Source organism: Halosolutus halophilus, assembly GCF_022869805.1.
Classification (GTDB): Archaea; Halobacteriota; Halobacteria; order Halobacteriales; family Natrialbaceae; genus Halosolutus; species Halosolutus halophilus.
In genome coordinates, this window is sequence record NZ_CP094974.1 from 4,314,776 (window position 1) to 4,327,000 (window position 12,225).

Annotated in this window: 12 protein-coding genes; 7 read left to right on the forward strand and 5 right to left on the reverse strand. The window is 65.0% G+C overall.

Annotated elements, in window-relative coordinates; all coding sequences use genetic code 11:
• Positions 1 to 150: 150 nt before the first annotated feature.
• Positions 151 to 1,302, reverse strand: coding sequence for an N-methyl-L-tryptophan oxidase (solA, locus tag MUG98_RS21245; RefSeq protein ID WP_265109417.1), 1,152 nt, complete (start codon positions 1,300 to 1,302; stop codon positions 151 to 153).
• A 213-nt stretch (positions 1,303 to 1,515) separates the two neighbouring features.
• Here solA and MUG98_RS21250 point away from each other — a divergent pair, with 213 nt between their 5' ends.
• Entirely contained in the window at positions 1,516 to 2,664 is a 1,149-nt protein-coding gene (locus MUG98_RS21250) for an aromatic ring-hydroxylating oxygenase subunit alpha (RefSeq protein ID WP_265109418.1), read from the forward strand.
• A gap of 27 nt (positions 2,665 to 2,691) precedes the next feature.
• Positions 2,692 to 3,048 carry a hypothetical protein gene (locus MUG98_RS21255; RefSeq protein WP_265109419.1) on the forward strand — a complete coding sequence of 119 codons (357 nt, stop codon included), beginning with the start codon at positions 2,692 to 2,694 and terminating at the stop codon, positions 3,046 to 3,048.
• Positions 3,049 to 3,112: 64 nt separating this feature from the next.
• Here MUG98_RS21255 and MUG98_RS21260 read toward each other — a convergent pair whose 3' ends face one another.
• Entirely contained in the window at positions 3,113 to 3,757 is a 645-nt protein-coding gene (locus tag MUG98_RS21260) for a helix-turn-helix domain-containing protein (protein WP_265109420.1), read from the reverse strand.
• Between the two features lie 408 nt (positions 3,758 to 4,165).
• Between MUG98_RS21260 and MUG98_RS21265 the strand changes: the two genes are divergently transcribed.
• On the forward strand, positions 4,166 to 4,585 hold the full coding sequence (locus MUG98_RS21265; RefSeq protein WP_265109421.1) for a GNAT family N-acetyltransferase: 420 nt from the start codon (positions 4,166 to 4,168) through the stop codon (positions 4,583 to 4,585).
• A 66-nt stretch (positions 4,586 to 4,651) separates the two neighbouring features.
• Positions 4,652 to 5,014 carry a hypothetical protein gene (locus MUG98_RS21270; protein ID WP_265109422.1) on the forward strand — a complete coding sequence of 121 codons (363 nt, stop codon included), beginning with the start codon at positions 4,652 to 4,654 and terminating at the stop codon, positions 5,012 to 5,014.
• 68 nt (positions 5,015 to 5,082) lie between these two features.
• On the opposite strand, the gene MUG98_RS21275 is transcribed toward MUG98_RS21270, so the two are convergent.
• Positions 5,083 to 6,423 (reverse strand): tryptophanase, encoded by a 1,341-nt coding sequence (locus MUG98_RS21275; protein ID WP_265109423.1) that lies wholly within the window; start codon positions 6,421 to 6,423, stop codon positions 5,083 to 5,085.
• A gap of 203 nt (positions 6,424 to 6,626) precedes the next feature.
• Between MUG98_RS21275 and MUG98_RS21280 the strand changes: the two genes are divergently transcribed.
• Positions 6,627 to 8,252, forward strand: coding sequence for a long-chain fatty acid--CoA ligase (locus MUG98_RS21280; RefSeq protein ID WP_265109424.1), 1,626 nt, complete (start codon positions 6,627 to 6,629; stop codon positions 8,250 to 8,252).
• 212 nt (positions 8,253 to 8,464) lie between these two features.
• Positions 8,465 to 10,015, forward strand: coding sequence for a lipopolysaccharide biosynthesis protein (locus MUG98_RS21285; RefSeq protein ID WP_265109425.1), 1,551 nt, complete (start codon positions 8,465 to 8,467; stop codon positions 10,013 to 10,015).
• A gap of 66 nt (positions 10,016 to 10,081) precedes the next feature.
• On the opposite strand, the gene MUG98_RS21290 is transcribed toward MUG98_RS21285, so the two are convergent.
• Positions 10,082 to 10,240 (reverse strand): hypothetical protein, encoded by a 159-nt coding sequence (locus MUG98_RS21290; protein WP_265109426.1) that lies wholly within the window; start codon positions 10,238 to 10,240, stop codon positions 10,082 to 10,084.
• An 86-nt stretch (positions 10,241 to 10,326) separates the two neighbouring features.
• A complete protein-coding gene (locus tag MUG98_RS21295) occupies positions 10,327 to 11,505 on the reverse strand; it encodes an aspartate kinase (RefSeq protein WP_265109427.1) in 1,179 nt (392 codons plus the stop codon).
• 234 nt (positions 11,506 to 11,739) lie between these two features.
• Here MUG98_RS21295 and MUG98_RS21300 point away from each other — a divergent pair, with 234 nt between their 5' ends.
• Positions 11,740 to 12,177, forward strand: coding sequence for a hypothetical protein (locus tag MUG98_RS21300; protein WP_265109428.1), 438 nt, complete (start codon positions 11,740 to 11,742; stop codon positions 12,175 to 12,177).
• Positions 12,178 to 12,225 lie beyond the last annotated feature (48 nt).

The window sequence follows — 12,225 nt, forward strand, 5'->3', positions numbered from 1 at the left end:
CCTGTGGCGTATAACAACGGTCGGGACTGAGCGCGGGACGACGGGAGACGACGACGGAACTGACATCCCTCGATCGACCGGAAAGGCGACGCGCCGCGAATAGGTCGACCGCTCGCTGGCGCGCTACTCCCCCGGCGGACGCTCGACGGGTTACTCCTCCTCGTCGAACCGATCGAGTCGGAACATGTCGATCGGGTGGTCGGTGTCGCCGTCGACGGCGAAATCGGCGAGAATCTCGCCGATGACGCTGGCGAACTTGAAGCCGTGACCCGAGAAACCCGCGCCGACGGCCACCTGCGGGTGGTCGGGGAGCGTATCGAGGATGAAGTGCTCGTCGGGAGAGTTCGTGAACATGCAGGTCGCCAGCCGCATCGTCGGACCGTTCGCCTCGGGGAAGTAGTTCGCCGTGACCTCGCGGAGTAGCCGTTCGTCTTCGGGTTCGGGCTCGGTGGCGTAGTCGTCGGGATCGACCTGCTCGTCGCGGTGGTGGTACTTGCCGATCTTGAACCCGGGCACGTCGTAGATCGGGAGTCCGTAGAACCGTCCCTCGGGCACCTTCAGGTTCCAGACGGGGAAGTTCTCGGGTTCGAACGCCGACGGCCGCTCGGGCTGGAACCAGCCCAGCACCTGTCGTTCGGGGACCGCGAGCCCCTCAAGCGCGTCGGTGAACTTGTAGTTCCACGCGCCGGCGGCGAGCACCAGGTTCTCGGCCTCGTACGTGCCGCGATCGGTCTCGACGCGGACGCCGTCGTCCGAGGTCGGCTCCCAGTCGCGTACCCGTTCGCGGGCGCGTACCTCGGCACCGGCAGCCTGTGCCGCCTCGACGTGGCCGATGATCGACTGTTCGGGGACGACGAACCCGCCGTCGGGCTGGTACAGCGCCCGGTGTCTGTCCGGGAGTCGGTAGCCGGGGAACCGCTCGCTGACCTCCTCGCTCGTGAGGACCTCGTGAGGGATGTCGTACTCCCGGCACGAGCGCAGCGAGCCCTCGAAGACGACGTTGTCCTCGGGACCAGCGTCGATCGAGCCGGTTCGGTGGATCACCGGTCGGCCGGTCTCGTCCGCGAGGTCGTCCCAGAGTTCGTACGCCCGCTCGATGAGGGGGATGTACGACGGGTGCTCGTAGTAGGCCCGTCGGATGATCCGCGTGATTCCGTGCGACGATCCCATCGTGTGGGGAACGTCGTATCGCTCGAGTCCCAGCACGTCGTATCCGCGCCCGGCGAGGTGAAACGTCGTCGCGCTGCCCATCCCGCCGACGCCGATGACGATGACGTCGTACCGCTCTGCTGTCGTCGGCATACTGCAGTCCATTTCGACGAACACGGTCAATAGCGTTCGGCTGTCTCACGTCACACCTTTTTGACGTCGGCCGTCGAGCGCGGAGCGGTCTCGAGCGGCGCTTTCGGACCGACTCCGCCCGCCGTGGTGGCACGACCGTCCGCCACCACTTATACGTCCGAACCATCTGCGATCAACCCTTATTGAACGGTACGCCATGGCATGGCACAGAGCATGACCAGATGGAACAACGGTCTCGACGAGGTAGAGCGAGTGAGCCCCGACATCACCGACGAGACGAACGCCCTCCCGGCGCGGTACTTTACCGATCCGGACGTCCACGAGATGGAGAAAGACGCGGTGTTCGGCCAGTACTGGGTGTACGCCGGCCACGCGAACTGCATCCCGGACTCCGGGGATTACTTCACTCGGACGATCGGCGATCGGGAGATCATCGTCCTCCGGAACCACGACGGCGAGGTTCAGGCGTTCTACAACGTCTGCGCACACCGGGGGTCCGCGATCGTCGAGGAAACGCCGATGACCGATCCGGGCAACGCGCGACGGATCCAGTGTCCGTACCACCTCTGGACGTACGACCTGGACGGCGACCTCGCGAGCACGCCCCGGAGTTTCGAGGAGGCACCGTTGAATCCGGACCTCGAAGACGAGGACGTCCCCGAGCTGGACGCCGAAGAGAACTCCCTCATGGAGGTCCACAGCGATCGCATCGGGCCGTTCGTCTTCGTCAACTTCGCCGACGATCCGATGCCCCTCGCGGAACAGGCCGGACGGCTCGAGACCGAGCTCGAGTCGCTCCCGCTCGAGGAGTACCAGCTCGCCCGGCGAATCGTCTCGGAAGTCGAGTGCAACTGGAAGGTCTTCGGCGGCAACTACTCGGAGTGCGATCACTGCCAGGCCAACCACCAGGACTGGGTCGAAAACCTCGAACTGCTCGAGTCCGAACTCGAGGTCGACGATTATCACTGGGTCCTCCACTACAAGCACAAGGAAGACGTCGACGACGAGATGCGCATCCACGACGAGCACGAAGCCCAGTTCCACTACTTCTGGCCGAACTTCGCGGTCAACATGTACGGGACCGCCGACGGGTACGGCACCTACATCATCGATCCGATCGACGAGGGGCGGTTCCAGCTCGTCGCGGACTACTACTTCAGAGAGTCCGAACTCACCGAGGAGGAAGAGCAGTTCGTTCGGACGAGCAGACAGCTCCAGGAGGAGGACTTCGAACTGGTCGAGCGCCAGCAGCGGGGGCTACAATCCGGCGCGATCGCCCAGGCCCAGCTCGGCCCGAACGAACACACGGTGCACAGACTCCACCTACTCGCACAGGAGGCCTACGAAACGTACGATGCGTAACCGCCCGACGCGCCACGATCACGACACATGAGTCCCCAACAGCAGGCCCCGTTCGCCGCCACGTGTCCGGACTGTGAGGTCACCAGCGACGCCACGGAGGCAAACGAGATCGTCGATTTCTACCGCCGTCACCACCGCCACACGGGACACGACGTCGTGGTCGCCCGCGCCGACATCGCGTTCGATGTGCCGGCGACCGACGACGTGCTGGCGATCGTCGACGCCCTCGACGCACGGTACGAAGACGGCGTTCCCGTCGGGATCGTCGTCGCGGCGGCAAGCGAGCAAGGGGTCACCGTCGGCGAGACGCTCGACGCGATCCGCGAGGTGCGACTGACCGGCGCGCTCGCCGAACCTCGTGACGATCACCTCACCGCCGTGTGAGCGGTGGTTGCGACCGGCGCCGTTCGAAATTCCGCCCCGTCGACCACGCCGGCACCCGTCGTTGCTAGTCCTCCAGCAGCGTCATTTCGACGAGTTTGCCCGTGCCGCGACGGATGCGACCGCCGACGGCCGTCGGCGAGATATCGAGCTGGTCGGCGAGTTCCTCGAGCGAGGTTTCGCGAGGCTCCTCGAAGTACCCGTCCTCGTAGGCACTCACCAGCGCGGCCTGTTGTTCGTCGGTCAGTTTCGGCGTCAGTCCGTTCGACCACTCGTTCTGGCGGAACATTCGGTGCAGTTCGAAGGAGATGTCCGTCTCCTCGCAGAACTCCCACAGCGTGGCGATCGCGTCCCGATCGGGGAGGTGGAGACGAACGGTCCAGCCGCGATCGTTGCTCTCCGCTTTCAGCATCAATCCCCCGAGTTCGGTCGTCGTCGGCGAGATGAGTTTCGTCTCGTCGGTGTGTTGTAACCGGTAGATGCGCGTCGAACCGAGATCGTCGACGAGCGTCCAGTTCGCGACCGTGTGATCCCGGTCGAGCGCATCGTCGAACGTCTCGTCCGTCCCTTCGACGAGGAAAAAGAACAGGCCCGTCTCCGGATCCGTCGTCGAGTGTGGGATGACCTCGATGGACGCGTCCGGACGCTCGCGAATCGTCGGCGTCAGCGCGAGATCCGGATGCGCGATGTCAACGATCGCGATCAGGCTCATCGGCTCTCACCCCCCGGTCGGGCCATCGTTCGGAGACAGAGCACCTGGTGGTGTCTACGGAGCGGTATCGAATACGACCGTGCTCGTGTCCCATCTTGCGAAGAAGTAGCACACACCATCCCTTAATCATTTCCTCCGGCACACGACGTAATGATAACCGGTACCAGTTACGGACGCGGCAGTCCTCGGTGACGCTGTCGCGCCACCGCAGTTCCGTCGGATACGGCACGGGGAACCCGTCGAGACGATCGCGGACGACGAAAGCCCACCCGTTTTGAGGACGGGCGGCGTAGCCCGAGCCATGAGACGGACCGCCGTCGTCGCGACCGATCGGGACGACTCGATCCGGGACCGGCCCGAAATCGACGCGTTGTTGACCGACGTCGATCGACGACCGTAACGAGCGAGATGTACGTCCGCACCGCAACCCTCGACGACGTCCTCGAGATCCGGCGCATCCTCGACGCGGCGATGCTCGAACCCGGCGACGTCGAGTCCCGAACCGCAGCGGGAGACGTTCTCGTCGCCGGCGATCGACGCGGCGGCACGGACGGGAACGACCGCGACGACGCCGAACGGATCCTGGGCACGCTCGTCCTCGAACCCCTCGATCGGGGCAGCCACGTCGCCGCGATCGGCGTTCGCCGTCGCCACCGGGGTCGCGGGATCGGTCGCGCGCTGATCGAGCGCGCGCTCGAACGCGAGGGCCGACTGACGGCGCGGTTCGACGACGGCGTCCGACCGTTCTACGAGACGCTCGGGTTCGCGATCGAACCGATCGACGACGAGCGCCACCGGGGAGTCGCGGAGACGAGCGAACGGGTGTAGTACGCTCTCGTTACCGGTCCGATCGCCAGCGGCTTTTATCAGAGAGAACGTAGTACGTCGGGTCGCATGGCGCTACAACGGATGCTCAGCGGCGACCCCTCGCGGAGTTCGAAACTCTACCTCGCGATCGGCGTCATCTCGCTCGTGAAGGCGATCGCGGTCCGGAACGACTCGGAGCGGTTCCGACGGGAACTGGTCGACGCCGGCCTGTTCCTCGGGGTCGGACTCCTCTTGCGACAGTACAGCCAGATCAAGGCGGAAAAACAGGCCGAACTGGAGGCACAGCTACCCGACTGGGTCACCGGCGGCACGAGTGGACAGTCGACCGGACTGCGCTCCCGTGCGAAACAACGTCTCGGTAGCGAGTCCGAACCGGCCCCGGAGCCATCGCTCACGGATCGCGCCAGGAACGTCATCGCGGGGCGATAACGGGACCCTGTCGCGGGCCGGGAACGCGGCTTTTCGACGGTCACGCGTTCGACGAGCCACGCCCGGCGTTACGACGGCACCGGTTCGAGGTCGGCGGTGAAGTGTCTGAGTTCGGGAATCGCCGGCTCGGTCGCGAGCTGGAGCCCGCCGACCTCCGATCGCGCCTCGAGGACCGTCTCGACCGTCTCGACGACGTGGTCGAAGTGCTCCCGGTGATAGGTCCGTCGCGGCACCGCGAGTCTGACCAGTTCGGGACGATCGGTCTCCGGGAACGCGAAGCTCCCCAGTTCGACGCCGCGGATGCCGCCCTCGCGGTAGAGTTCGCAGACGAGCGCCTGGCCGGGGAACACGTCGGACGAGAGGTGCGAGAGGACGGCCCCGGCGTCGAGATACACCGCGTGGCCGCCGGTGGCGACCGGGACGCCGGTCTCCCCGAGCAGCGACCCGAACTCGCGAACCTGTTCGACCCGATCGGCCACGTAGGCCTCCTCGACGGCCTCGCGCAGTCCGACGGCCATCGCCGCGACGTCGCGACCGGCCATCCCGCCGTAGGTCAGGAACCCCTCGTAGAGGATCGCCCGCTGTTTGCATCGTTCGAAGAGGTCGGGGTCGTCGGTCGCGACGAACCCGCCGGCGTTTACCAGCCCGTCTTTCTTGCCGCTCATCACGACGGCGTCGGCGTACGAGAGCTGTTCGCGTGCGATCTCGGCCACCGAAGCGTTCGCGAACTCGTCTTCGCGCTGCTTGACGAAGTAGGCGTTCTCCGCGAACCGGCAGGCGTCGACGACGAACGTCGCGTCGATCTCGTCCGCGAACGCCCGCACGCGACGGGTGTTCTCGACGCTGACCGGCTGGCCCGCCGCCGAGTTGTTCGTGATCGTCTGGATGACCAGCGGGACCCGTTCCGCACCGACTTCGTCGACGACCTCCCGGGCCCGATCGAGCGAGAGGTTCCCCCCGAAGGGGGCGTCGCTCTCGAAGTCGTAGGCCTCGTCGACCGGGCAATCGATCGGGTCGGCGTCCTGGTTCGCGACGTGGGCCCGCGTGGTGTCGAAGTGGGTGTTGTTCAGGGCGACGTCCCCGGTCGAGAGCAGCGTGCCGTAGAGGACGTTCTCCGCGCCCCGACCCTGGTGGGCCGGGATCACGTGCTCGAAGCCCATCACGTCCGCGACGGCCGACTCGAGCCGATCGAAGCTCCGCGAGCCGGCGTACGCCTCGTCCGCCCGGACGAGCGCGGCCCACTGCTCGTCGCTCATCGCGCCGGTGCCGCTGTCGGTCAACAGATCGATGTACACGTCCTCGGCGGGAACGTTGAAAACGTTGTAGCCGGCCTCCGCGAGCGTTCGTTCACGTTGCTCCCGCGACGGGAGCCTGATCCGTTCGACCATCTTCGTCCGGTACGCGACCATACGACCAGTCGAACGGCCACGCAGTTCAATTCGAGTGACCGGCGGTGTCGATCGGTGTAGCGAACCTGGCCGTCAACGTACCGATTCGCGACCGGAACGGCGAATCGGCGCACTCGATCCCAGACGTGGAACTCGGTGGCCAACGGCGGTCCGACACCTACTATTATTACAGTCGATTCGTTAGGAACCACTGGTACGAAATTATGGGAGGATACGACCAGACACTGAAGCCGTTTCTGTGGCGTGCCGAGCGCCTCCACCCCGAGCAGGAGGTCGTCTCGCGCACCCACGAGGGGATCGTCCGCAACACCTACAGCGAGTACGGCGATCGAACGCGACAGCTCGCGAACGCCCTCGAGGAGGCGGGCGTGGGGGACGGCGACCGGGTCGGGACGTTCTGCTGGAACCACCACCGGCACGCCGAAGTCTACTTCGCGGCCCCGAACATCGGCGGCCAGCTACACACGATCAACCCGCTGCTCCCGCCGGAACACGTCCAGTACATCGTCCAGAACGCCGAGGACAAGGTGCTGTTCGTCGACCAGTCGCTGCTCGAGCCGTTCGAGGCGGCCTACGACGAGGAGGCCTTCGAGAGCGTCGAACAGTTCGTCGTCATGGGCTCGGACGTCCCCGAGACCAGTCTCGAACCGGTCACCGACTACGAGTCGTTCGTCGGCGATCAGGACGACGAGTACGACTGGCCCGAACTCGACGAGGAGAACCCCGCCGGGATGTGTTACACCTCGGGGACCACGGGCAAGCCGAAGGGGGTCGAGTACACCCAGCAGATGCTCTGGGCGCACACGATGGCAACTCTGACCCCGCAGGGCCTCGGCATCGAGGAGGACGACGTCGTCATGCCCGTCGTCCCGATGTTCCACGTCAACGCGTGGGGGCTGCCGTTCTCCACCACGGCCGCCGGCGCGAAACACGTCTACCCCGGGCCGTCGCCCGATCCCGCCGACCTGGTCCAGTTGATCGAGGAGGAAGGCGTCACGATGACCGCCGGCGTCCCGACCGTCTGGCTCGGCGTCCTCGAGTACATAGCGGAGAACGACGCCGACCTCTCGAGCCTCGATCGCATCGTCATCGGCGGCTCCGCCGCCCCGGAGAGCCTCATCCGGCAGTACGACGACATGGGCGTCGAGGTCGTCCACGCCTGGGGGATGACCGAGATGTCCCCGATCGGGTCGGTCGCCCACCTCAAGGCCGACCTCGAGGACATCCCGAAGGAAGAACAGTACGCGAAGCAGGCCAAGCAAGGCCTGATCGTCCCCGGCCTCGAGTTCAAGGTCGTCGACGACGACGGCAACGAGATCCCCTGGAACGGCGAGGACTTCGGCGAACTCCTCGTTCGCGGTCCGTGGGTGACCGACTCCTACTTCAAGCGCCCCGAGGCCAACGAGGAGGACTTCGAGGGGTCGTGGCTCAAGACCGGCGACATCGTCACCGTCGACGAGGACGGCTACATCAAGATCGTCGATCGCGCGAAAGACGTGATCAAGAGCGGCGGCGAGTGGATCTCCTCGCAGGAACTCGAGAACGCCATCATGGCCCACGAGGACGTCAGCGAGGCGACCGTCGTCGGCGCGCCACACGAGAAGTGGCAGGAACGACCGGTCGCGTTCGTCGTCCCGACGGACGACGACGCGATCGACGAGGACGCGTTCCTCGAGGAGATCAACGCGTTCCTCGCGGAGGACTACCCGGACTGGTGGACCCCTGACGCCGTCGTTCACATCGACGAGGTGCCGAAGACCGCCACGGGCAAGTTCGACAAGAAGACGCTGCGCGAGCAACACGAGATCGAGTCGCTGCTCGAGGACTGATCAGAACCGAACGCCGAGTAAGTCGGGTCTACGGCGCGTCTCGCACACGAAGTCTTCTCCCGCTTTCCGGCGATCTCCGCCTTTAGGGCGATCGGATCGCTCGATTCGTTGCCTCTTTCGTCGTATTCGGCACGAATCGAGCAACGACCGATACGACATTCCCTGGAACGATTGACTTTTCACCGTCAGATGAAGTGATACGGGTACGAATAGTGAGTCGAGGCGACGAAGAAACGATTCCGGACGAGGAGCGAGAAGCCCTCCTGACTATCGCTCACGGTGCCGTCGTCACGTCCGGAGGCATTTCCGGACAACGAGTATTGACGACGGCCGTCGAGGTCGTCCTCGCGCGAGGCCTCGGTCCGATGGCGTACGGCGTGTACGCGATGGCATGGCGGATCGCACAGATACTCGTCCGGATCGTGACCTTCGGGAGCGTGCCCGTGCTTCAGCGATACGTTCCCGCGTACGAAAGAACGCCGAAGCGCCAGTCGGTCATCGTCGGGTTAGCGTACGCGACGACGGTCGGATTTGGCGTCGTACTGGCGGTCAGTGTCTGGCGATTGGCCCCCCGGATCAACGAACTCACCGTCGACCAGCCGTCGTTCGTGCGGACGATGCGCGGGTTCGGAGTCCTCGTGTTGTTGCTCGGCGTCGTCACGATCGTCTCCGGAAGCTTCCGGGCAGTCGGCTCCGCCCGCGGCGAAGTCGTGTTCAACAAGTTGCTCCGCCCGGGGGTTCGGCTCGTCTGTGCGACCGCGGCACTCGCCCTCGGATACTCGGTAGTCGGAGTCACCGGCGCGATCGTCATCAGCGCGGGCGTACTCGCGGCGTTCGCCGTCCCGATAGCGGCGCATGTGACGGGAATCGTGCCGTCCCTGCGCGAGGCGCGAAGTGAGCTTCGACGATTCTACGATCATGCGGCTCCCGTCGCGATGAGTAGCCTCGGAAAAGTGTTCCAGAACCGCGTCGACGTGCTTCTGGTGGGGCTGTTGCTGACGACGGTTTCGGCCGGCGTGTACAACGCCCTCCTCGTGTTGATAGCGATCGCGTGGATCCCGCTGCAGTCGTTCAACCAGCTGTTACCGCCGGTCGCATCGGGACTGTACGCCGACGATCGGATCGAGGTACTCAACGAGATTTACACGTCCGTCGCGCAGCTGATCGTCACCACGGTCGTCCCCGTTCTCGCCGTACTAACCGTGTACGGGCGGGAACTCCTCGCGCTGTTCGGCCCAACGTACACGCAGGGGTACGTTCCACTGGTCGTGTATCTCGGCGGCGTGTTCGTCGGCAGTGCCGTGGGGGCGACCGGGTGGCTACTGATGATGACCGACCATCAGTACGCTCGAATGCTGCTCGACTGGGTCCTCGCCGCGCTCAACATCGCGTTGACGTACACGTTCATCGTACAGTTCGGCCTCGTCGGTGCCGCCCTCGGCACTTCGTTTGCGATCTCCATTCAGAACGGAATTCAGGTTCTCCTCCTCCGACGGTTCGAGGGCCTGTGGCCGTTCGACCGAACGCTCCTCACGCCGATCGCGGCTGGTGGCGTCACGCTGCTCGTCATGTGGGCGATCCGCGTCAGCGTTTCAAGTAGTCTCGCCCCCGTAATCGGCAGTGTCGCTGGGGTTGTCGCCTACATCGTGTCGCTCCACGTGCTCGGTATCGATCCTCGCGATCGACTCGTCGTTCGCGAACTCGTCGATCGGTATCGGGCCGACCTGACCGATACGCTAAAAACGGCTACTCAATCCACGTAGGCGAATGGATCCGTTTTGGAACCGGGAGCAGCGAAATTACGTCGTGTACCGGTACCGTCGATCGACTCAGAAGTCCATCAGCACGAACACGACGAGGTAGGAGATCACTCCAAAGGCGACGACAGCCCCCATCCAGACGGTGACGATGATCGCCGCCTGTCTGCCGGTCATCTCCTCCCCGTCGAGTATCGCTCCCAGTTCGGTGAGCGAGTCACGAAGGCTCATGAACGGTGATATCCCGCAACGGGTGAAAAATTTGGCGTATTGATATCTCGGCGCCGATCGAACGCGCCGTACGGTAAAAGGAGGGTCTAGAACAGGTCTTGGGTCAACTCGAGCGTCTCTTCGCGATCGTCCCAGTCGACGAAGATGGCGACGCTGGTCGCGCTGGTGATGATGTCCTGGACGTTGATTCGCGCGTCCGACAGCGGGTTGACGATGTCGCTGATGACGCCGGGCTGGTTGGGGAGTTCACCGCCCGTCACGCGAACGACGGCCATCGGTTCGTCGACGGTGACGCTCGAGAGTTCGTCGCGTGCGATGACCTCGCGGTGGAGGATGTTCTCGGCGCGTTCGGCCTCCTCCTCGTCGATGTAGAACGTGACGGTGTCGAGGCCGCTCGCGACGGCGTCGATGTTGACGTCGCTCTCGCTCAACGCCTCCGAGAGGTGATGGAAGACGCCGGGCTGGTTGCGGATCGCCCGGCCGGCGACGGTGAGACAGGCCAGCGGGCGCTCGCGCAGGTCGACGAGGTTCTGGAACTCGCCCTCGATGCTGGTCCCGCCCGACAGCAGATCGCCGTGCTGGTAGTGGACGACGCGGACGTCGAGGTTGCCGTCCTTGTACGACAGGGCGGACGGGGCGACGACCTCGGCGCCGCGGAACGAGAGGTTCCGGAGTTCGTCGACCGAAATCTCGCCGACGTTGCGGGCACCCTCGACGACGTTCGGGTCGCCGGTCATGACGCCCTCGACGTCGGTGACGATGACGACCTCGTCGGCGTCCATGTATTTCCCCATCATGACCGCGGTCGTGTCGCTGCCACCGCGGCCGAGCGTCGTGATCGAGCCGTCCGGGCCTTCCGCGAGGAAGCCGGTGATGACCGGAACCGTCCCGTCGAGCTCCGCGGCCACCTCCTGGGCGCGCTGCTGGGTCTCCTCGACGTTTACCTCGCCGTACTCGTCGGTGACGACCGGCCAGTCGTCGCTGCCGGGTTCCAGGAACGTCGCGTCGATGTCCCGGGCCGACAGCGCCGCCTTGAGCATCCGGACGGAGGTCCGTTCGCCCATGCTGACGATCTGGGCCCGATCGGCCTCGTCGGTTTCGAAGGTAATCTCGTCGAGCAACTCGTCCGTGGTCGATCCCATCGCGCTCGCGACGACGGCGATCTCGTGGCCGTCCTCGACGGCCGCCGCGATCGAATCCGCCGCACGGTTGATTCGATCGCCGCTCCCGAGACTCGTCCCCCCGAATTTGGCTACGACGCGCATACTGACACCTCGCAGGTTCGATTCGGTCGCGTACCGGTGGCGTGGCTCATGTGACAATGCGTAACCAGAGCGAGCAGATAACTGTGTCCCATCGCCCGTATTTTTACCGGGCGTCCAACACGAACCGATCTGCGAACCGCCCTACTGAGCGGCGATCCATCAGCCGTCGTGACTGTTCGGCGATCGTGAACTGCGGGCGGGATTTATGTTTGTGGGTATCATTACCACACACAAATGAACGTACGGGACGCACTCGAGGCCGATGCCGACGCGCTGGCGTCGATCGCGGACTCCCCCACGGACGTCATGCGGAACCTGGTTCACGATCGGACGGTACGCGTCGCCGAGGACGGCCCGCGCGACCCGAACGCCGACGTCGGCGACTCTCAGTACGACGGTTCGGATCCGGAAGATCTCCTCGGGTTCATCAGTTTCGACGCGCGGGAGGATACCGTCCACGTCACCCAGCTAGACGGCACGACCGACGCCTGCAAGCGGCTGCTGGCCGAACCGGTCCGGTTCGCCGAGCAGGAGTCGATGTCCGTCGAGGTGCTGGTCACACCCGGGTCCGAACAGATCGAAACGGCGGCCGAGGAACTCGGGTTCGAGAATCACGGGACCGGTCCCCGATTCAACGGGTCGCAGACGGTCCGGTTCCGCCTCGAACCGTAGAGGGGCCTCGGTCGCCCTGGACGACCGTCGATCCGTCGCGGATCGACG

Bases quoted from the DNA above. Each gene is read 5' to 3' on its own strand.
- solA (WP_265109417.1), bottom strand. From the start codon at position 1,302: ATGCCGACGACAGCAGAGCGGTACGACGTCATCGTCATCGGCGTCGGC.
- MUG98_RS21250 (WP_265109418.1), top strand. From the start codon at position 1,516: ATGACCAGATGGAACAACGGTCTCGACGAGGTAGAGCGAGTGAGCCCC.
- MUG98_RS21255 (WP_265109419.1), top strand. From the start codon at position 2,692: ATGAGTCCCCAACAGCAGGCCCCGTTCGCCGCCACGTGTCCGGACTGT.
- MUG98_RS21260 (WP_265109420.1), bottom strand. From the start codon at position 3,757: ATGAGCCTGATCGCGATCGTTGACATCGCGCATCCGGATCTCGCGCTG.
- MUG98_RS21265 (WP_265109421.1), top strand. From the start codon at position 4,166: ATGTACGTCCGCACCGCAACCCTCGACGACGTCCTCGAGATCCGGCGC.
- MUG98_RS21270 (WP_265109422.1), top strand. From the start codon at position 4,652: ATGGCGCTACAACGGATGCTCAGCGGCGACCCCTCGCGGAGTTCGAAA.
- MUG98_RS21275 (WP_265109423.1), bottom strand. From the start codon at position 6,423: ATGGTCGCGTACCGGACGAAGATGGTCGAACGGATCAGGCTCCCGTCG.
- MUG98_RS21280 (WP_265109424.1), top strand. From the start codon at position 6,627: ATGGGAGGATACGACCAGACACTGAAGCCGTTTCTGTGGCGTGCCGAG.
- MUG98_RS21290 (WP_265109426.1), bottom strand. From the start codon at position 10,240: ATGAGCCTTCGTGACTCGCTCACCGAACTGGGAGCGATACTCGACGGG.
- MUG98_RS21295 (WP_265109427.1), bottom strand. From the start codon at position 11,505: ATGCGCGTCGTAGCCAAATTCGGGGGGACGAGTCTCGGGAGCGGCGAT.
- MUG98_RS21300 (WP_265109428.1), top strand. From the start codon at position 11,740: ATGAACGTACGGGACGCACTCGAGGCCGATGCCGACGCGCTGGCGTCG.